The 20,724-nt window shown below is 47.8% G+C and carries 14 protein-coding genes; 4 read left to right on the top strand and 10 right to left on the bottom strand.

What is annotated here, in order from left to right; all coding sequences use genetic code 11:
- Positions 1–10 precede the first annotated feature (10 nt).
- On the top strand, positions 11–775 hold the full coding sequence (locus KW844_RS23530) for an alpha/beta hydrolase (protein ID WP_218379242.1): 765 nt from the start codon (positions 11–13) through the stop codon (positions 773–775).
- 28 nt (positions 776–803) lie between these two features.
- A complete protein-coding gene (locus KW844_RS23525) occupies positions 804–1,223 on the top strand; it encodes an organic hydroperoxide resistance protein (RefSeq protein ID WP_218379241.1) in 420 nt (139 codons plus the stop codon).
- Between the two features lie 71 nt (positions 1,224–1,294).
- Here KW844_RS23525 and KW844_RS23520 read toward each other — a convergent pair whose 3' ends face one another.
- Positions 1,295–1,738 (bottom strand): hypothetical protein, encoded by a 444-nt coding sequence (locus KW844_RS23520; protein ID WP_218379240.1) that lies wholly within the window; start codon positions 1,736–1,738, stop codon positions 1,295–1,297.
- Between the two features lie 211 nt (positions 1,739–1,949).
- On the opposite strand from KW844_RS23520, the gene KW844_RS23515 reads away from it, so the two are divergent.
- Entirely contained in the window at positions 1,950–2,834 is an 885-nt protein-coding gene (locus tag KW844_RS23515) for a DUF4440 domain-containing protein (protein ID WP_218379239.1), read from the top strand.
- A 78-nt stretch (positions 2,835–2,912) separates the two neighbouring features.
- Positions 2,913–5,150 carry a glycoside hydrolase family 95-like protein gene (locus tag KW844_RS23510; RefSeq protein ID WP_218379238.1) on the top strand — a complete coding sequence of 746 codons (2,238 nt, stop codon included), beginning with the start codon at positions 2,913–2,915 and terminating at the stop codon, positions 5,148–5,150.
- A 108-nt stretch (positions 5,151–5,258) separates the two neighbouring features.
- Here the strand turns inward: KW844_RS23510 and KW844_RS23505 are convergent, their stop codons facing one another.
- From KW844_RS23505 to KW844_RS23465, 9 genes are all read right to left on the bottom strand, one after another.
- Positions 5,259–6,803: a DUF6850 family outer membrane beta-barrel protein gene (locus tag KW844_RS23505; protein WP_218379237.1), complete on the bottom strand. Its 1,545-nt coding sequence runs from the start codon at positions 6,801–6,803 to the stop codon at positions 5,259–5,261.
- 21 nt (positions 6,804–6,824) lie between these two features.
- Positions 6,825–8,060 (bottom strand): DUF4876 domain-containing protein, encoded by a 1,236-nt coding sequence (locus tag KW844_RS23500; RefSeq protein ID WP_218379236.1) that lies wholly within the window; start codon positions 8,058–8,060, stop codon positions 6,825–6,827.
- Positions 8,061–8,069: 9 nt separating this feature from the next.
- Positions 8,070–10,910 carry a carboxypeptidase-like regulatory domain-containing protein gene (locus KW844_RS23495; protein ID WP_218379235.1) on the bottom strand — a complete coding sequence of 947 codons (2,841 nt, stop codon included), beginning with the start codon at positions 10,908–10,910 and terminating at the stop codon, positions 8,070–8,072.
- Between the two features lie 17 nt (positions 10,911–10,927).
- Entirely contained in the window at positions 10,928–11,542 is a 615-nt protein-coding gene (locus KW844_RS23490) for a hypothetical protein (protein ID WP_218379234.1), read from the bottom strand.
- Positions 11,543–11,560: 18 nt separating this feature from the next.
- Positions 11,561–13,762 carry a HEAT repeat domain-containing protein gene (locus KW844_RS23485; RefSeq protein WP_218379233.1) on the bottom strand — a complete coding sequence of 734 codons (2,202 nt, stop codon included), beginning with the start codon at positions 13,760–13,762 and terminating at the stop codon, positions 11,561–11,563.
- Positions 13,763–14,095: 333 nt separating this feature from the next.
- Entirely contained in the window at positions 14,096–14,674 is a 579-nt protein-coding gene (locus KW844_RS23480) for a lipocalin family protein (RefSeq protein ID WP_255578601.1), read from the bottom strand.
- Between the two features lie 108 nt (positions 14,675–14,782).
- Positions 14,783–17,005, bottom strand: a complete 2,223-nt coding sequence (locus KW844_RS23475; protein ID WP_218379232.1) for a WG repeat-containing protein — start codon at positions 17,003–17,005, stop codon at positions 14,783–14,785.
- On the bottom strand, positions 16,998–19,304 hold the full coding sequence (locus KW844_RS23470; RefSeq protein ID WP_218379231.1) for a WG repeat-containing protein: 2,307 nt from the start codon (positions 19,302–19,304) through the stop codon (positions 16,998–17,000). Before KW844_RS23470 ends, KW844_RS23475 begins: the two co-directional genes overlap by 8 nt.
- Before the next feature lie 66 nt (positions 19,305–19,370).
- A complete protein-coding gene (locus KW844_RS23465) occupies positions 19,371–20,396 on the bottom strand; it encodes a pectinesterase family protein (protein ID WP_255578600.1) in 1,026 nt (341 codons plus the stop codon).
- Positions 20,397–20,724 lie beyond the last annotated feature (328 nt).

Genomic DNA, 20,724 nt, shown 5'->3' with positions numbered 1-20,724 from the left:
CACAACAGACATGAAGAAATCATTCGTTCAACTCACGCTCCTATTCTTATTTTGCATCCCTGTAACCCTGCTGGCGGCAGGCCCTGGTGGTAAGCCCATTAAAAACATAGTATTGGTACATGGCGCTTTCGCAGATGGCTCCGGATTCCAGAAGCTCTATAATATATTGACGGCGAAAGGATATAACGTAACAGTAGTTCAAAATCCGCTCACCTCCCTGAAAGATGATGTGGACGCTACCAACAGAATACTGGATAAACAAGACGGCCCTTCGGTACTGGTAGGCCACTCCTGGGCAGGCACGGTGATCACAGAAGCAGGTGTACATCCGAAAGTTGCCTCGCTGGTATACATTGCAGCCTTTCAGCCGGATGCAGGGGAGAACAGCGCACAGCAATCCGAAGGTGCTCCAAAAATGGAAGGCTCAGGCATTCTTCCCCCGGATGAAAACGGCATACTTTATTTCGACAAAAAGCAGTTCCATAAAGGTTTTGCGGCAGACCTGAGTAAAGAGGAAGCCGACTTCATGGCCGCCTCACAGGGACCTATATACGCCGCCTGTTTTGGCACACCGGTTACACATGCCGCCTGGAAAACAAAACCTGCTTATGCGGTATTGTCTACTGAAGACCACGCGCTTTCTCCCTGGGTGCAACGCAAAATGTATGAAAGAGCCGGCGACAAAATCACTGAAATAAAAGGTAGTCACGCCGTGTTTATTTCGCATCCTGAAGAAGTCGCGCAAGTTATCATTGCAGCCAGCTTACAAAAATAGTTCAATCACCAACTTAAATATTAATAGCATGGAAACAGCAACAAATACCAAAGTTTTATATACAGGTAAAACACATACTACCGGCGGCCGCGAAGGCGCAGCCAGCAGCGATGATCAGCAGCTGCAAATTAAACTCGGCTTACCAGGCAGCGGAAAAGGTACTAACCCAGAACAACTGTTTGCCGCCGGCTGGTCCGCCTGCTTCATTGGCGCCATGGGCATTGCGGCGCATACCCTCGGCACCAGGCTGCCAGCTGACACCGCAGTAGATGCCGAAGTAGACCTGTTAACTTCCGACAGTGGCTTTAGCTTACGGGCACGCCTGAACGTAGCGCTGCCAGGGTTGGAAAAAGAGGTAGCACAGCAGATCGTGAACACGGCACATAATACCTGCCCGTATTCGAAAGCGGTGAAAAGTAATATACCGGTGGAAATAAATTTGGTTTAACCAACCATGTCCATAAATAAAAACAGGCAGTAAAAAATATTCACTGCCTGTTTTTTGTATTATTGAATTAATTAACACGACATCCTATACCACCTTTCCAAATCCCTGATCTGTTCTTCCATCACCTCCCTCGCAAAAATACTTACCGCCATAGGCATTTGCTTGTCCAGATTTTCCGGATTAGCAAAAGTTAAACCGATGCCAATGTCTACTAATAATACCCCATTGTTTCCCATACGGGTATAATTCGGATAGCGATCCCGGATATCGGCAAAAGTAGTTTTAAGTAAATTCCGCCCTTCATACATTGCTTCCGCCGGCACCGCTGCACTGATACTCACGCAATGCCCCTCTTCATCATAATCAAACGTCAACCCCAGATGCGGATAGGCATCCTGCGAAGCCTCATCGGTTATATCATGGGTATCACCGTCCAGCTGCTGGCTGATCTCCTGCTTTCCTGCTCCAATTTTATACTGACCAAGCCTGTTGTATGGCTGAACATCCAATATCATAGCATTTTAATTTAAAACAGCAATTAAAGCGTTGTTTCCCAATTTTCAAATAGCGAAGGGTAAAATTTCACAATTCCTTCTTTTTGAGAAGCCGGGGATTTTAGCAGGAAAATAACACTTACTGCACTAATCCTTCATCAATTTTTCAGTTTCTTTGTTATACTATCAGTAACAACGATACATCTCCCAAAAACCCTTAATACCCAACTATATGAAGCCATTGTTAATCATAATGCTCCTTGCCCTGCCCATTGGCAGTCATGCACAGGTCGACTGGCGCAGCAAACTCACGGCTATTAACCAGCTGATCGACAATGCCTGGGCCACCCGCGACCTCAACGGCATCATGACCTACTACCACACCAAATCCGTGGTAATGCCGGAATATAACCCCACTCTCTATGGCAAAGGCGCCATTCAAACCTTTATCAGCGCCTGGCTGGATTCTGTAAAGCATAGCAACACTGCCCATACCTTCACCGATGTGCAGGTGCTGAAAAATCATGTAATAGAAATCGGTAACTATACCACCACCCTGCTGTATGGCGATAACGCACCCTATATCTATCACGCTAAATACATGCAGATTTGGGACATTACTTCGCCCGCCAGTCCCGCGTTACTCACCCAGATCCAGGGCAGCACCGGCTATATCGACCGCAAAGTATTTCCCACGATCACCGTATTGCAGAAAGCCATTCCATCTCCCGAAAAAAATAAAATTCAAAAACTGATCGATGCGAAAAATGATACTTTCGAGGATAATGTAAAGCAAAGAAATGGCGCTAACATGGCTCGTCTGTATACCACCGATGCCATTTACATGCCCTACTACGCCACTGCCATCCAGGGCATTGACTCCATCAACGCTTACTATGTGGTACACGAAGATCCTAACGTAGGCATCGACCAGGTGGAAATTAATATCTCCAGCCTGAAAAATCTGGGAGATTTTGTACTCGTCAACGGCTACTATAAAGTACATTGGAAAGCCGGCGATAACAAGGGTATTGTTACCGGCAAAAGTATTAACGTATGGCGCCGCCAGGCCGATGGCGACTATAAAATGTACCGGCAAATGGTAGTACACGACTGATCCCATCCATCCAATTTTTCAATTGCAGCAGCTTTTTTCCGTTATCTTAGTTTCGGATCACAAACCTGAACAATGAATATGAAAAAACTGCTGCTGCTAAAAACAGCTGCCGTAGCACTATTTAGCACTAACTCCTTCGCGCAGCCCAAGCCTGCGTACAACCTGCAATCAGACACACTCGCCACCCTCTGGTACGACGCCATGCCACTCGGCAATGGTATGTTGGGCGCCCTCGTATGGAAAGAAAAAGACTTGCTCAAGCTCTCCCTTGACCGCGCCGACCTCTGGGACGACCGCCCCATGCCCGGCATCGATCAGTTCACTTTTAAATGGGTAGCCGAAAAGGTTAAGCACAACCAGTACGATTCCGCTCAAGCCGCCGGCGATGCTCCCTACGAAACCAATGCTGCTCCTACCAAAATACCTGGCGCTGCTATTACCTTTCCCCTCGCAGGTTTGGGAGAGATACAAAGCAATACCCTGGATATTGCAACGGGCACTAACACCATCCGCTTCCGCAATGGGTGCGTATTCCACACCTTCGTGCAGGCAAACTCCGACTATGGACTTTTCATCATAGACAATGCGCCGGCCAACTTCACCCCCACACTGGTAACCCCGGCGTATACCGGCAACGCCGCTACGCAAGCCACCAACTCCGTGGACGGACAAAGCCTGCAACGCCTCGGCTACGCCGCTGGTAAAGTCACCACCACAGCCAATAGTTTACACTACCACCAGCCTACCTATAATGGGCAGTATTACGAAGTTACCGTACGCTGGCAACAACTACCCAACAACCGCCTCGCCGGTAGCTGGACCATCACTCATAACGCTAACGCACAAACGCCAATCCTTAGCCAGGCATTCATTAATAAAGCCCTGCAGGCACATACCAGCTGGTGGAAGCAATACTGGGCAAAATCCAGTGTACAACTGCCCGATACCCTGCTTGCAAAGCAATACTACCTGGACATGTATAAGTTCGGCGCGGTAGCACGCAACAACACCCCACCCATCACCCTGCAGGCCGTATGGACCGCCGACAACGGCAAGCTGCCACCCTGGAAAGGTGATATCCACCACGACCTCAACACCGAACTCAGCTATTGGCCCGGCTATACAGCTAACCACCTGGACCTCACCGCAGGCTTCACCAACTGGCTGTGGAACACCCGCGGGGAAAATAAACGCTGGACCAAACAATACTTCGGCGTCAACGGCCTCAACGTGCCCGGTGTTAGCACCATCTCCGCCAAGCCCATGGGCGGTTGGATACAGTACTCCCTGAGCCCCACCACGGCGGCATGGTTGTCCCAACACTTCTACTGGCAATGGAAATACAGCAACGATAAAACATTCCTGCTCACCCGCTGCAAACCCTGGTTCGATGAAGTAGCTACCTATTTACGTGCGCTTCGTATAACCGACCCCGTTAGCGGTCAATATAAACACCCACTCAGCTCGTCACCGGAATTCAATGACAACAATATCAAAGCCTGGTTCCCGCAGTTCACCAACTACGACCTGGCACTGGTACGCTTCTTCTTTGAAAAATATGCTGAAATCAACGAAGCTGCCACCGGTAAGAAGACCACCACCTCAGAACTGGCGCAGTACCCCTATTTCAGTACCGATACCACCGGCCTGCTGATAGCCCCGGGGCAACCGCTGAACCACTCCCACCGCCACCACAGCCATATGATCGGCATCTATCCGCTGAAAGTTATCTCCTATAACAATCCGAAGGAGAAAGCCATCATCGATCATTCCCTGGCCTGGATGGAGAAAAAAGGTACCCGCCAATGGGTAGGCTACTCCTTCGCATGGGCCGCCTGCCTGTATGCACAAACCGGTAATGGCGACAGCGCCGTATCCATGCTGCGCAGGTTTGCCGGCAACTTCGTTGGCGCCAACAGCTTTCACCTCAACGGCGACCAGAAAGGCGGACAATACTCCGGATTTACGTATAACCCCTTCACGTTAGAAGGAAATTTCGCCTATGCACAAGGCATACACGAACTGCTGCTGCAAACGCATAATGGCGTTACCACACTATTTCCGGCCATACCGGCCACCTGGTTAAATGTAAGTTTTAAGCAGCTGAGAGGTGAAGATGGGCACATATATAGTGCTACCGTGGAAAATGGGGAACTCACACAAGTAACAGTGCTGGCTAATAAGAATGGATCAGTAGTGCTGCATTGGCCATATAAAACAGTTCGGTTCGAACAAAAACCAAAGACATATAAGTTGGAAGGGGATAAACTGACAATACACCTGCAACCGGGTACCAGCGCGGTTTTCCATTTGTAATAATTGATTTGAACCGTAGAGCCGCAATGCTACGGGTTTAAAGCGAGTAGCCGCAAGCATTGCGGCTCTACTGAGATTAAACCCGTAGCATTCCGGTGTCCTGTAAGTTTAAAAGTTCACTCCCACCGATCCACCATAAGTATACCGGTTATTGAAATCAAAACTATTAGCTTTTGTATACCTGCCGTAGGCATTTACAAAAAGTACGCGCTTGTTATCTTTTCCGATATGCAAGCTATATGTTAACGGCAACTCGAAACGTACAAAATCTGAAGCCAGGTAACGGTAATCGTTTGTTTCCAGCTCCGTTACAGTTGGGTATTCCGGATGTTGCCCGTTGTACTGATAACTGCCATTCAGATTACGATTGTATCCCGCGCGCAGGCCCACCAGCAATCGGCTTTCCCGGTCGCCACCGAGTGAAAAGTTTTTCTTACCACCCACCTGGAAATATACATTCTCCGTATTCTTCCAGGAATGCGGCAATATATATTCGTCATTCAACTTGCTATATAATGCAGCAAAATCAGCCTTCCAGGAATAGTCATCATGACCTTTCTTACCAGTGATGCTGTAATTGAGTCCCAGCTCCTGCGTTTTGTAGGTAGACCGGATGTATTTTGCCAGTGTAACCCAGCCTTGCTGGGCACTGGAATTATCACGCTGAGTTACGTACTGAATACCATCAATGTGGCGGTTGTAGTACTGCGCCTGCAGGGTATGCAGCAACTTATCAGATTCTTTTTGCAATCCGATGCCCGCCTGCCACAATTTGCGCAGCACAGAGCCACCGTCGCGCGGCGTGGTGAAGGAAATAATCAGGTCTTCCGCTTCTACCAGGTAGTTCAGGTTAGCCAACAGTGTCACATTACCTTTGTACTGGTATTGCAGGCCGCCGCCCCAGCTATCGCCTTCATAGTTGTTGGTACGCCCTGAACCCAGCTGACTCACCGCCGTACCGAGTCCAAACAGTTCGTAATACACCTGATCTACATAGGTATTTACATTCTTCATGGAAGCCTCTTCCTTCGTGTTTTTATACGTCGCATTTAATCCCACATGGTGTTTGGGAGATATGGAGTATACCACACCAGGCGTTACCGTGATGGCATAATAGTAATTTTCTGTGCGGATATCGCGCTGCTTGGCGCCGCTGCTGGCATTATAGCTGCCGCCAAGGCCCCAGGACCAGCGGCCATAGGTAGGACTGGCCACCTGGAATTGCAGGTTGTAATGCTGCTGGATCCAATCGCTCGGATTCAGGTCAGCAATAATATACGGCATGCCACGAAACGGATCTATGATGGAAGCATTAAATTTTGCATCCTTCACCTGCTCTCTGCGATAACTGAATTTTCCGGAGAGATAAAAGCTGTCGAGAAAAACCCCACCGGCAGTTTCCACCAGCTGGCGATTGCCGGAAGCTCCTTCCTGCGGGCGACGAAAGTCTCCGTCATAGCCTTCATAGCCAGCTTTCAGGGTAGAAAACTGGTAAGGCCGGTCCAGCTTAAGCCCGGCAGGATTGCCCGACTGCTCCCACAAACTACGCTGCTGGCGCAGTTCGTAACTGGCAGGTGTATTGGTATTTTGTGATTGTGCTACCGCTGCACCACCCGCAGCTACCAGCATCATCGTGATATATAATTTCTTCATCTCTTTTGCGATTATAGCTACTTACTTCGTAGGATTCCAGGAAGGCATCTTTGAACCATGGCGGCGGAATACCGGCACCAGGCCACGTTCGAAATCTTCCGTACTGTTATTGGTATCGGTATAGATAGGCGTTCCATCCACATTTTCCGCCCCTACCTTACGTGCTACACCCAGTGAGTTATAGGTAGCACCTACGTAGGTCATCCCTGCATCCAGCACAGCAGGCACACGTTTGGCGGCTATCATGTTTTGATTCTGTCCGCACTCTACTGCATCCAGAATATAGCGGATAGGAATCTTCGCAAACAAGCTGGTGGACGTACTTCCCAGGTTCCTCGTTTTCAACTCAGCATTGTTTACCGGATCATACGCTTCCCCTTGCGGCACACGGAAAATCACATATGCCCCTCCGAATACCGAGGTAAGGTACTGTGGTAAAGTCCCTTTGGAAGCACTGCCATTATAAAACACATGCGACATATCAATTGCAGGATTATCCGGGAATGTAGGATTGTTCATATTGAACTCAAACTCGGAGGTAGAGCAGTCGATAGGCGAAGCAGGATTATACTGGGGCAGCTTATGGTTCACCGCCAGCTGCGACATCACAAACGATTCCCCCGGGGCCAGCGGATATTGCCTGCCCGTACCAGGCACTTTCCAGATCCTTTCCGCATAGGCGTAATTGTTACCATCAGTGGCAGGCCATACCGGTAAGGTTAGTGTAGCCGTAGCAGGAGTAAGATTGGCGAAGTATAAACCATCGAGATAAATAGTGTCAATGGAGTTGTTGTATACCTCGTAAAACTGATTTCTGAAATAATTGGTAGCAGTACCTGAGTAATAGATCTCAGAAAAAATCAGCGGACTGACCTTTAAACCGGAAACATCAATTTCAATCACCGCACCATTTTGCGTGATAGGATAATTGATTTTAGCACCGTTGAGGTAATACACATCACCATTGGCGTCGAGCACGCGGCCGCTTACATTAATACTGTACAAACCCGGTATCAGGCCGCCTACAGCAGTTACATCTGCCCCCAATGTATCTTCTACCTTAGTACCTTCCGCAAAATTTTCGAAAGTCACTTTCAACCCTTCGGTATCAGTAATACCCGGAGTGGTAGAAGTAGCCTTCACTTTCACCGTGTAGGTTCCTATTATTTCCGTGTCAGCTGCATCAAGTACTTTCTTACAACCGGCAAACAGTACCGGTACCAGGATAGCAGCTATCAGTAATTTTAAATAATTCATACGCTATTATTATAGTGTCAGCGATAATTCCAACCCAAAGAAGAACTTATTACCTCTCTGTACATATGTTCCCGGTGAACGGTCGGACTCCGCACGCTGGTAAGTTCTGAACATATTATTGGCCAAAAAGGATACCCGCATATAATCTGCAATCTCCTTGGTGATGTTCACGTTGAAGGTAAGCAACGGCGGATACGACTCTTTCGTATAAGCGTTCCTGTTAGTATTGCGGATGAGCGATTTAAACTCCGGTTCATCTTTTCTTGCCGGATCAAAATCATATACCTGCCCATCATTTTTGGAGATATATTTTACAGGGATGCTGTCGTTACCATATTCCGTCCAGTTACTTTCCGTCCATATCACCTGCGTGGTGAGCGTTACCACAAAGCCCAGCTTGGGAATGTTGTGGGTAGCGCGTAAACTGGTAACGGCCGACTGATCATAACGGTGTAGCATGCCCGGCTGATACAGTCCGATATGTGTTCTGGAGGCAGCAGCGTTGGTGCTGAAATCATCGAAGTAGGTGTAATCCTTATTGTAGCTTTCTGTGCGCAGGATAGCACCATTGAGCACAAAGGCGGTACGGATGGATTTAAAGCGGCCCAGGTCCAGATCCATTTCCAGGCCGCGGGTTTTAGCCACCAGGTTGTTGGTAGGCATAAAGTAGCCTGCCAGTACAGGGTTGCTGGCAGCCAGCTGGTAAATAGGCTGGGAACCATCGCCCACGCGGGTGTATTCATTCCAGGTCACCGGCTGGTAGCCATTGACAGAATGACCCAGCGTATAGCCACTGTTCATTTTTTCCTGGTAACCAGTGAGGCGCAGGGTAGCCTGGCTTACGTTCAATCGTATGCCTACTTCTGCCTTCTCATTCTTCGCAATTTCCAGGTCTTTGTTTTCGGTATTGAATACCCTGGTAGTTGTCATCAACACCTGCTGATCCGCAGGAATGCCGGCCTTGCCGATTTCATTGATGTTAACATATTCAAAGTAAGCTTGTTCCGGGTATAGATATAAGGTAGACGGGGCTTTCGCCAGTTTACCATAGGCTCCGTTAATGCTCAGTACTCTTGGGATAATTTCCAGGTTACCATTTAAGCGGGGAGATAAAGCATTGCGGTTGCCACTGAACTGATCATAACGCAAACCTGCTGTCAGGTCCAGGCGGCGGCCGGCGATGCGGGTATTGAAATTCTCCTCTGCATACAGCCCCAGCTGGTTTAAAGCAGGGATATCACGGTAAGCCCTCGGGCGGAAAGTCGCATTGAGGCTGGCATTGCTGCGCAAAGGCGGCGCTGTATCAGAGAAAGTTTTACCATCTCCATAATTTTTATCCGTTTTAAAATCAGCCCCTAAGATCCAACGGTGATTGGTAGCGCCAATTTTATTAAAGAAAGTAGCTGCTACTTTAAAAAAGCTGTTAAACTCCTTACCGTTGATATTATTAGCCCCCATATAAGTACTGGGCAGATAAACGGCATATTTTCCCTGATCCCCCGGATTGGCGGTAGTGAGCTTATTACCGTTGTTATCATAGATATCCGTACCCGGACGATTCGTGAGTATACTTCCGTCGTTGGTAGTCATAGAATACGGCGCGATAGCAGATGTATACTGCGTTTCATAGTAACTGTTTCTGGCCGTATAACCTACCCTTGCCACATAGTTGAGGGTACGCAGCCAGCTGTCGTTAAACTTCAGCGCTCCGCGGGTATTGAAGATCAGGCCTACATCCTGCCCGCTGCTGCGGGTTTTGGTTACCTGGTCGTCCGGATTCTGATTACGTGTATCCTTACCATAAATCAGGTCCAGCGAAGTAGTGGACGACAAGCGATGGAAAAACGTATTGGAATACATGGCCCTGCCGGTAAAGCGCTGGTACTTCAGGTATTGCTGTACAGGATCATTGGTATTGTAAGAGTAGTCCACACCCAGGTTGAGGGCGCCGCTGCGCTCTCCTAAATTGAAACCTTTGTTGGCACTCAGCTGATATACATTCGGGTTGGTGCGCGCCTGTATACTCAGTGGCTGCTCACCTGCCTTGGTATTCACTATTACTACGCCGGCGGTCACATCTCCATACTCCACACCCGGCACCCCGCGGATCACTTCCACGGACTCGATATTGTTCATAGAAATACCTCTCACATCAAAACCATTGCTGGGAGAAGCGCCACCACCCAGCGCACCGGTGCCACCGTTTACGGTAGGACTCAACGTTTGCAGGTTGGCATTATTGGTCATCGGTGCACCGTTCATGAGGATGGACGTACCAAAGGCATTCATCGCATCCACCGGATTATTGCCCGAGTAGGCGTTACGTATAGTAATGGTTTTAGCATTGGTAAGGTCAGGATTGGTGGTTACACCACCGGGCAACAACGCCATCACATCCGCCAGGCTGTTTGCCTGCAGGTGATCAATGGCCGCCCGCGATATCCTGGACGCAGTACCGTTGCTGCCGCTGGACGACTTCGCCGTTACACTCACCTCCGTTAACCGGAAATCCGAATTACGGAGCGTGAAGTTGAGATCCATATTGTTATTAATCTGCAACAAAGTGTCTATCGTCACCTTGCCGAGAAAGCGCACATGTAAGTTAGCTGCTCCTGATGGCACGTTAGCCAGCTCAAAACGGCCATAGGCATCTGTTTGAGCAGTGATACCATAGGCCGGAATTGACACCGCTGCATAAGGCAGCGGTTTGCCTTTGGTCACCTTTGATTCATAAACGGTTCCAGCGATTTTATATGCCTTTTTATCCTGTGCGGCGGCGGCTACCGGTAAAAGTATAAGGATAAGAAGCCCCGCATTTACACTTCGTGTAAATGAAAAATGTAATGCCATAATAATTTGATTAGTCTTTAGTGACTATGACCCATGTTTGCAGGGTTTACCATGATATGTGCCTTGTAAGTACCGGCGCCCATCAGCCACGGCATGCCTGGCAGGTTAGGAGCGGTAGGTAATCCGGTGCTGGCGCCTGTGGCGTGAGGCACATAGATTACGTAGCGGCGTAAGCCGTCTTTGATTTCTCCGGTAGCAGGATTCAGGTCTTCGTCCTTACCCCAGTAACCATACAATACTGTAGGGTCCTGCGGAAACGAAAGCTTGCCTGCTTTGATTTCGGCTTCTCTGATTTCGTCTTTTTGTTTGATATTCTTTCCTTCGTCTGCCAGTTCACGACCTCTGGCCATGAATGGGTCCAGGCGCTTCGGGTACGCATATACGTAAACACCGGCCTGTTTAGGATTAGGGCCCAGGCAAATCATATCGTTAGTGCCCTGGCGCAGCACGGTCAACTTACCTTCCGGTGTATAACCCAGCACAGTAGCACTGTCACGGAACTCTTTCGGTGCTGCCAGCACGGCTACACGAATCTGTACATCGGCAGGGAGAATTTCCTTTTTCTTAGGCGCCTGGGCTACTGCAGCCTGGGCAAAAAATATAATAGCGATGGCGTTGATAAATCCTTTCATTATAGTATAAAACAAGCGTTATTGAATGATGTTCAGGTTCTTGCGTGCCTGTGTTTTCAGGGCCGCGGAATAGTTGTTGCTGCTGCTCACCTCTTTGCAAAGTGCGATGATCTCGTTTACCCTGTAAGATCTCGGAAACCAGCTCAATGCCTCCATAGCAGCCATTTTCACGGCTTCACTGTTTTGCGCATCTTTTACGATGGTTACCAGTGCAGGAATAGTCTGGTGGTAACGGTAAGCACGCATGGTAGTGATCTCGGAAATCCTGCTCTTGTCAGTTTTAGATTTATCGAGGATGGTATCTGTCAGCTCTTTTACTTTTTTCTCGTTGTAGTTGATGGATTTTACGAGGTCGGCGCGACTCTGTTCAAAATGCACCATGCTGTTAGGTGTAATCTGCTTATCAATTTCTTTCAGCAGCGGCTGCGCGTTCATGAAAGCAATGATACCACGGATTTTGAAGCCGATACGTTCGGACTGATAATCATTCACAATCATGTTCACCACGGTGGCGGCAAATTCATCACCACCATTTTCACCGATTTCGTAAAGGGCACGGCGGCGGATAAACTCGTAAGGATCAGTAGTAGCTGCTTTCAGCACTTCCACGTAATTCTTGTCATTCAGCTTTTCCAGTTGCTGAAACGCCTGCATACGGGTAGTTTCGTACTGGGAGTTGAAGTAGGTATCTTTCAATAAAGCCGAATAAGCAGCTTTATCCATTTTATTTTTCAGGTAGATAAGAGAGAGCCCCTGGATATCGGCGTCTGGTGTTTGCAACAGGGATTTCCAGTAAGCAAGCGGGTGATCAACCGTCACCGCGTCATTGATATCTTTGTTGGAAATGCTGCTGAAGCTGAAAGTAGGATCGCCCATGATATGCGTTTCCAGGTAACCGTAGTTTTTAAACCAGTTGCCCACGCGTACACCATGCTGCAGTAAGCCCATGCCTTCATCCGGCCAGAGGTCCTGCAATACACCTACAGAATTGGCTACCGCCACAATATTGCTACCACCGGAAAACGGATAGTAACCTGCGATATACTCATCCAGGTGGAAGCTACCGGTAAGGCAGTTATCCATGCTCACGAAACGTGCGTTTGGTTTGGTGGCAATAATATCGTCTATATGAATATCCAGATTGTGGTTATAGATAGAATCTTCTTTGATCACTTCCGGGTCCAGCGCATTGTCCATCCACGACATAGGCACACCCAGGGATTTTACGAAAGAAGCTTTGGTTGCTTCCACATCGCGGCCATCTTCCTTAGCGGATTGTATCTTGGCGCGCAGGTAGCGGAGGATGTTCTCTTTTGAACCCTGTGGATTGGATACATATGGGTAACCGTTAATCAACTGAATATCGGAATCGCCGTGGCCATGCATGATGGCGATATCGGTTTCCGGTTGTTTCAGTGCCGACAGCAAACTGAATTTCAGGAAAGGCTCGTTGGTGAAATGGTAAAACTTCACCACATTACCTGGACTGAACACTGCAGGAAACTGGTTTCTGAGCGCCATCTGCTCACCTGCAACGGAGTTGATGGACTCTGAATTATAACCATGCGCGGTGGAGATAAACATATCATTCACCGGATTTTTTTTCTTTTTTTCTGCCACTACCTTTTTCAGGTATTCGCTGATCAACTCAGCAGATTCCTTGCCAGCCATCACTGGTGGCTTGATGCGGGCAGAGTAAATGCTCTTGTTGAGCTGCTGTGCCGCATCCGGGTTGATGCTATAATAGAAATAATTTTTCTTCAGGCTGTCCTGTTTGATGAAGTCGAAATCCATGTGAAAATCATCGTAGTAACGATCAGAAGGTACTGAGGAACGCTGCCAGTTGATCTTCTGGTTCATCTTAAAGGTAGAAGTGAGGTATTGCGCATCGCGGATCATAGCCACAGGAATGTTGCCTACCAGCACGGTACCTTCCAGCTTCTGCGGGCGGGCGTACAGGTCTTTCAGGAGTTTCCTGATCTGCTCCGGATTTTTCCAGTTATCGTATATCACATAGGTACCGAGGCCGGATTGTTCCACTGCGGTACGGTAAGCATCTATTTCCGGTTTAGCCTTACGGTAAGTATCTTCATCTACTACAATAGCAAAGCTGGTCTTGGACTTAACGGATGGCTCCTGAATATGCTGTGCGTGTGCTACGCTTCCTGTAGCTATTCCAACGGCAATAAAGCAAATCCGCGTAATGGTTCCCCTGTTCATATATCAATTATCAGTTTGAATAGTTCGCTTCCGGGTAGGTCAAAGCAGGATGAATAAATAGAATGTTGTTGGTATAAGTAATGTTATCCCGAAATTCGCAACCGCAAAATTACAGTGAAGATAGGAGGATCATTTACGCAATCGGGAAAAGTTTTAATCGGATAAGGATTTTATGGAAACCATAGAATCGATGCGGGTTTACAAAGATTATTACCCTTATTTTTTTCCCTAATTCATGGAACTTAAAATGACGACACCCGCCGTGGAAGACGTGTTGCGAGCACACATCCCCCTGGCAGGTGATCCTCAAATTATTATTTATCAAACTGACAATTAACTGACAACTTCGGGCTCGGGCTCTTTTCTGTCGTGCGTTGTCCAGATAAGGGAAGTTATCTCGTACCCCAGATTTTCCGCTTTTGTCATAAAACGTTCCCGTACAGATTCCGGTAGTTCAGGTGTGCGGGAGAGGAACCAGATGTAATCCAGGTTATCTCCTACAACGAGGGCGTGTTGATAATCATCATCAATATCGATTACGTTATAACCGGCATATATAAACGGAAAAAAGGATACCCGGAATCTCCCCGTAGTCTTATCCCCTACAAATTTGGCCTTACCGGTGCTTTCCCGCCACTCGCCAGCTTCTTCATCATATCCGCGGTTATCTACCAGCACTTCTCCTTTTGGGGTAAGGCTATAGGTAGCGGTTACATTGCTCATATTTTTTTCAAAGCGGTAATCTTTCCGGGCAATTTCGTACCAGGTACCCAGGTATCTGGAGAGATCGAAAGGCTTTACGGCGGTAGCTCCGCGTGGAATGGACACACTGCGTCCTTTAAGGTAGAGCATTAAACCGGCGGCAGCCACGGCTGCGACACTTCCGATAAGCAGGTTCTTACGCATAGTCATAGCAAATTCCTTTTAGAAATAGCCACCAAAGTAAATGCCAGCCCTGTAACCCGCGCTGGCATTCGCTTTTATATCAGTTCAACTGTGTACTTTTTCCCCACTAATGGATTAGTATCCATATGCGGGCTGATAAGAAATCACCCCTGTGAGCTTGAGCGGTAGCAGCGTACCGTCAGCGGTGAGGTATTGATATACTTTGCCGTTAAGCACCATCACCGGCCAGGAAAAGGATACCAGCGTGGCGTTGCGGTAAGGCACTTCTGCCAGGGTTACGTCATCAAAGAGAGTGGGCACTACCGGCTGTCCGTTTAGGCCCAGCACCTGGAACTTATTATCTTTCATCACAATATATCCTGGTCCCGGCTTTCCTTCCATAATGGCGCTATAAGCAGTGGGCAGTTTAATCAGCCCCTGCGTAGAGGCCAGGCCTACTTTACTGCGACCAACCTCTTTATCATCCCGCACCAGCAGGAGTCCATCTCCCTCAAAATCGCGATCGTTTCCAGAATAGTCGTATATCACCGGCACGATCATTTTCCCGGTACTGTCGGCATAACCGTACTTGTAACTACCATCTTTCTGTACCCTGATTACCTGATAAGTATGATTCTTTAGCGGATGAATCATTTGTTTGACCATCGGTATTACCATCTGGCCGTTTTCATTGATGATGCCGGCTTCGTCAGTCCCGGTCAGCTGCAACTGTCCGGGTATGTCTACCTGCTGGGCATACAGGCATTTGAGCGGAAACCGTTTTTTTGTTGTTATGTTATAGAGAGAATAAATTACTGAATCACCCTGCAGCTGCTTTAATAAATAACCTTCCCTACCAATACAGATAATATCAGTATAATCTGGTGGCAGCAGTTGCCGGTAGTTTTTATCGTATATCCCATACCGGTAGGCGGCGTCGTCATGATTCAGGGTAACCAGGAAATTATCCGGGCTGCCTGGCAGCAGGCTTACATTCCTGAATGCCGGCGGTATCTGCATTTTTTTATCACGTACATCATACAGTCCACGCCTGTTCTCTTCATCAGTTACAGTAAATAGCGTGGTCGTTAATTCTTCGATTCCATTATAGGTGATGGGCAGTATAATTTCACCGCCGATGCTATATAGCCCGAACTGGCCCTGGTGTTCCACTATGGCCATACTGGCATCAGAAGTAGGGTCCAGCTCATAAAATGCCGGTGCCGCGGTCTTACCAGTTGCCGGGTTATAAAAGCCATCCACCGCCTGCTGCTTCAGGATAAAAATGAGCTGTTTGTTGTCATCCCTGCCCACGTACATAGGCTCTATGCTGGTGTAATGTTTATCCAGCAAGGGTTTGCCCGTGCTATCCAATAATTGGTACATGCCATCTTCCTGCACAATGAGGTAGTGTTCCTGGCAGCGGATTTCACTGTCGTAAGTAGCAGGCAGCAGTCCCTTGCCGGAAGAAAGTATGATGCCATGTTTACCATTTTTCACCACACCCATGAAGGGGCCCGCATATCTTTCATCATAGGGACTATAGATATCTGTGTATTCAAAATCTGCTACTATTTTACCTGTGGCGTCAATCAGTCCGAATTGCCCGTTATGCCTGGCTTTCAACAAACCGCCTGCCAATACATCCATTTCCGTGTATTCGGGAGCGTTATACACTTTTTTAGTATCCAGGTTAATTACCACATCCTGGTCACCACGTTTGAGGCTGCGAATCCAGTTATCACTGCGCATAAAGGCATGCTGGTGGTCATATTCGAAGGGCAGCAATACTTCATTACTGAAATTAATGATGCCCCATTTTCCATTTTTTTTCGCGAACAGGTAATCTCCTTTACGCCCGCAGCCGCCACAGTAGTCGAATTCCTCATAGGCGAGTGGTATTAGCAGGCCCTTTGCTTCCAGACTGTAGATCCCCCACAGCTTACCAGCACGCACATCAAAATTGCTGCCGTCGAGGTAATTTATTTCTTCAAACTGCCAGGGAAAGAGCAGCTTTCCTTTGTTGTCGGCCAGATTTACTTTATTACCTTTTTTTACTTCTAGATATTGGTTCCACTTGTTGTTCACCTGATCGTATTCCGGCGCCAGCACGATGCGCTGCGCCGCATCCATCACGCCCATTTTTCCGTTGAGGGTGATTACCTGCAATGCATTAGAGTCGGCATCTCCTTTCAATACATCCATCAGCGCATCAAATACCTTTTCACCACGGGTATTGATATACCAGCTTTTACCATCCTGTTCAATTCTGGCAAGGCCGCCCACAAAAGCGGAGCCTTTTTGTGCATGCGCTGTTACGCTCCATAACAAACAAGCGCCAATAATATATTTAGTCATTATACCCTTTGGATTTTGCAGCCGTGTAAGGTAGTTCCTTTCCCTGCTCATCTATATAAAAATAGCGGTTATCTTTTTTTACAAAAATAGGGAAAGCTCCGCTACTATGGCCATAATTACGAGTCAGCTCATCGTATACTGCCGGCAGCAAAACCTTTCCGTCCAGGGTAATCAATCCATACTTACCATCTTCAGATATCACCCGGAAAATCTTGTTATCCTTATAGTAATACACTTCCTGGTAGGCAGGTGCAATCACTTCTTTACCTGTGGAGTCCAGCACGCCCTCTCCTTTATTGGATGTAACTTTAAAGTAAGGCAGGTCATTCATGCGGGCAACACGTTTATATTTCAGTGGTAAAAAAACGCTTCCGTCCTTTTTCAGTAAGCCTTCCAGTGTGTCCGATTTTACCAGTATCAGCGAGCTGTCAAACTGTTTCATATCAGCCGCAGTGATGGGATAAATGATTTCACCTTTCAGGTTGATGATCCCATAAGTACCATTCCTGTCGGCATCCATTTTACCGGCAACAGCCAGGCCGTTATAGAAGTCGCTGACAAAATCGTATTCCTTGAATTTCACTTCTTCTCCTTTCTTATTCAGGAACAGGTTTTCTTCCGGTATACCCCATAGTTTCAGCAGTCCGTCCGTAAATAGGATATGATCCGGCTCCTTACCTGGAGGAAGCAGTAGCCTGGAAAAGCTGTTTTGCTTAAAATCCCAGTTTTTACGTGTATACAGTACCGTGCCTTCCAGGTCGGTCATGGTAGTCACTCTTCCGTCTTTCTGATATTTCGTTTCGATGACACGGTCAGGTGCCACCGCCGTATAAAATCCGTACTGTTGCAGGGGTTTGACGATCTTGTTATTGACATCCACCATGGCGTATGCATCTTCTCCCTCTCTTACATTAAGTAAATGTTCGTTTTGCCACTCTATGCGTGTATACTTCACCGGTAGTACCATTTTGTTTTCAGGGAGATGGTAGAGTCCCATCTGTTTATTGGCAGCGATAGCCACATACTCGCTTTGCTTTGCTCCTGCGCTGCCGTCGCTATACAGGTACGAATTGGAATAGCCATCCACCACCATTTCAAAGCCGGACGGTATAATAACGGTACCGTCTGTACGTAGTAATGCGGAATTTCCTTTCGCATCCTGTGTAATGATGAAAGCACCTTGTTTAGAACCGAAAACCCGCAGCCGCGCATAGTTGCCGGTTAATAACTTTTTGCCGGTACTGTCAAACAACTCGGTTAAGGTGCCCTTCTTTGCCAGGAAATACGCAGGTTCCGGGGCTACCCAGCGCTTTTGCAGCGAAGCCGATGGCGTTTGTGGCTCTCCTTTGCCAGTGTACACTTCGATGTCGTCGTATGCAATGGGTACCACCATTTTTCCAGCCTGGTTAATGGCGCCAAATTTTTGCTGTTGTTTTACCACCATAAAGCTGCCGAAGGAGCTGGCAGATGTGAATGGCGGTGCGGTCATCACTTTTCCGGCGGCATCGATAATAACGGTTTTGCCGGGGAGTGTCATGGTAAAGGTTCCGGTTATAGGGCCACGTTGTATTTTCGTGTATTCGGCAGGCGTGAGTCGCTTTCCGGAGAGGTCCATCAGGCCTATCTTTCCGTTTATTTCATAGCCAAACTGCGGGCTATTTTCTATACCGGGATAATGAAAGGCGGTGTATTCCGGTGTTGCCACCACTTCCCCGCTTTCTTTGGCGAGCCCCTTTTTACCATTGTTTTCTATCTCTACATAAGGGCTCACATAACTCTTACTCACTGCTGTGTAGGCAGGTTCCTGTAACACTTTGCCGGTGGCTAATTCCACCCAGCCCCAGCGGCCATTGCGCTGGATCTTGAGCAGGCGTGCGTTCAGCGGCTCAATTAACTGGTATTCATTTTTGCAGATGACATTGCCCAGCGTATCAATAGCGCCATATTTGCCATTGAGCTTTGTAATAACGAAGCAGTAATTGTTAGACGGCTCGTATTCGTCGTCCTCATCGGCAAGCTTTACTTCATCAAAGGTAAAAGGCGCAATGATTTTGCCGCTGTAATTGATGGCGCCGCAGGCATTATTCTTAATCCCTACTACCGTATGAAAGTAGCCCTGGTTCTCTATTTTATCAATGGTAACCAGGCCTGAACGGTGCAGCAGCACTTTACGGTTGTTAACTTTTATCTCGGCAAAAAGGCCGTCAAAACGATCAAGATAAGTAGCATTGGTAATTTGCTGGGCCTGGGTAAGCGCAGCAGGGAACAGCAATGGCAGGATCAACTTCAGGTGTTTCATGAACTACAAAGAATATTGGTGCAAAAATGCAAATATGCTACGTAATTCATGAAACACCAAGTAAAATTATTTTGTTTTTGCTGGCCATTGAAACGCAGGCGTATCAATGCTTTCATACCAGCTATCGGTACCGGCTAAACGAAAAATGTTTGCAAGGGTATATAGTGCGGCTTCCTTATCACTTAGCTGATGGCTCCATTTTACCCGACCGGCAGCATTAGCCCCGGCTCCACTGCTTTTGTATTCCGCGTAGTACACCGTTTTTTCATTCTCCGGATTGCTCCAGTTACTCCACCCTACCGCCGCAATGGCCGCCGGCATCTCACAACGTAAAAAAACTGTTTTGGCACCTGACCGCCACGGACGGCCCAGCTGCACCGACTTTACCGCCGGATCAGCCGTAATACGGCAATCGGCAAACACATAGCCATACGCCTTACCAGCCGTACTGGCAGCGGTGATATAGGAATTAGCCTTGCAATGCAGGGTACAGTTTTGGAATACTGCCGTAGCAGGACCAAAAATAAAATCCGTAGTACCCTCAATGTAGCAGTTTACGAACAGTTGTCGCGCCCCTTCCCCGCCGGTAAAAATCGTATCCTGATGTCCCAGGAAACGGCAGTTTTTAAACACGGCCTTATCTGCGTCTACATACAACGCCACGGCCTGTCCTACCGGCCCCGCCGCATTCACAAACGTGATGTTTTCTGCAATAAAACGGTTACCGGAAATCTTCACTGTATAGCTGGTAAAGGTCGTCAGCTTACCACGGCCTGAAAAGTCGTTGTAGGTAATGATCGTACTATCCACACTCTCCCCGATGAAACGTACATCCGTATTAGGCGCCGGCAATTCAATCTTTTCATTATATACCCCATTTCTGATGTACAGCACAATCGGCATCAACGGATATACCCGCATGGCATCAATCGCATCCTGAATGTATTTGAAGTCGCCCGAACCATCCTTTGCCACCGTGAATACATACTTGTACTGCTGTGGATTGGCGGTTTGCGCCTGTAACTTTGTTCCTGCGAAGAGCAGCAGCAATAAAGCTATTCTTATCAAGTAGCTACCTGACTTACAGTTCATAACGTGTCCCATTTTTTGATAAGGTCCTAAATTCTGAAAAATAATTTAAAAATTCAGCAGGTTTTTCCGTGATCAGCCCTGCCTGCGGCGGGGGCTGATCACGGAAGGGGGTGTGCGCTGTGCGCACTCCCTTCCGGAAAATGGCACGAATCCCCATTCAAAAGAACCGGCACATGCACAAGCCTTCAAGCCCGTCCTTTAAAAGCGCCCGCCGTGCGCAGCACGGCCCCCCTCCCATGACACCGAAGGTGTCATGGGTACCTATACCTAAATATTTAAAAAATAGCTTGAAAATTATATTTTTAGCCAGTATATTAGTACCAATGCG

It is taken from the genome of Chitinophaga sp. sic0106, assembly GCF_019219075.1.
Taxonomy (GTDB): domain Bacteria; phylum Bacteroidota; class Bacteroidia; order Chitinophagales; family Chitinophagaceae; genus Chitinophaga.
Note: the sequence above shows the minus strand (reverse complement) of the source record. Positions and strands in the feature narration are given on the sequence as shown.

Excerpts from the sequence above, each read along its gene's own strand:
- KW844_RS23500 (WP_218379236.1), bottom strand. The coding sequence starts at position 8,060 with ATGAATTATTTAAAATTACTGATAGCTGCTATCCTGGTACCGGTACTG.
- KW844_RS23520 (WP_218379240.1), bottom strand. The coding sequence starts at position 1,738 with ATGATATTGGATGTTCAGCCATACAACAGGCTTGGTCAGTATAAAATT.
- KW844_RS23525 (WP_218379241.1), top strand. The coding sequence starts at position 804 with ATGGAAACAGCAACAAATACCAAAGTTTTATATACAGGTAAAACACAT.
- KW844_RS23465 (WP_255578600.1), bottom strand. The coding sequence starts at position 20,396 with ATGAACTGTAAGTCAGGTAGCTACTTGATAAGAATAGCTTTATTGCTG.
- KW844_RS23495 (WP_218379235.1), bottom strand. The coding sequence starts at position 10,910 with ATGGCATTACATTTTTCATTTACACGAAGTGTAAATGCGGGGCTTCTT.
- KW844_RS23510 (WP_218379238.1), top strand. The coding sequence starts at position 2,913 with ATGAAAAAACTGCTGCTGCTAAAAACAGCTGCCGTAGCACTATTTAGC.
- KW844_RS23480 (WP_255578601.1), bottom strand. The coding sequence starts at position 14,674 with ATGACTATGCGTAAGAACCTGCTTATCGGAAGTGTCGCAGCCGTGGCT.
- KW844_RS23485 (WP_218379233.1), bottom strand. The coding sequence starts at position 13,762 with ATGAACAGGGGAACCATTACGCGGATTTGCTTTATTGCCGTTGGAATA.
- KW844_RS23470 (WP_218379231.1), bottom strand. The coding sequence starts at position 19,304 with ATGAAACACCTGAAGTTGATCCTGCCATTGCTGTTCCCTGCTGCGCTT.
- KW844_RS23530 (WP_218379242.1), top strand. The coding sequence starts at position 11 with ATGAAGAAATCATTCGTTCAACTCACGCTCCTATTCTTATTTTGCATC.
- KW844_RS23475 (WP_218379232.1), bottom strand. The coding sequence starts at position 17,005 with ATGACTAAATATATTATTGGCGCTTGTTTGTTATGGAGCGTAACAGCG.
- KW844_RS23515 (WP_218379239.1), top strand. The coding sequence starts at position 1,950 with ATGAAGCCATTGTTAATCATAATGCTCCTTGCCCTGCCCATTGGCAGT.
- KW844_RS23505 (WP_218379237.1), bottom strand. The coding sequence starts at position 6,803 with ATGAAGAAATTATATATCACGATGATGCTGGTAGCTGCGGGTGGTGCA.
- KW844_RS23490 (WP_218379234.1), bottom strand. The coding sequence starts at position 11,542 with ATGAAAGGATTTATCAACGCCATCGCTATTATATTTTTTGCCCAGGCT.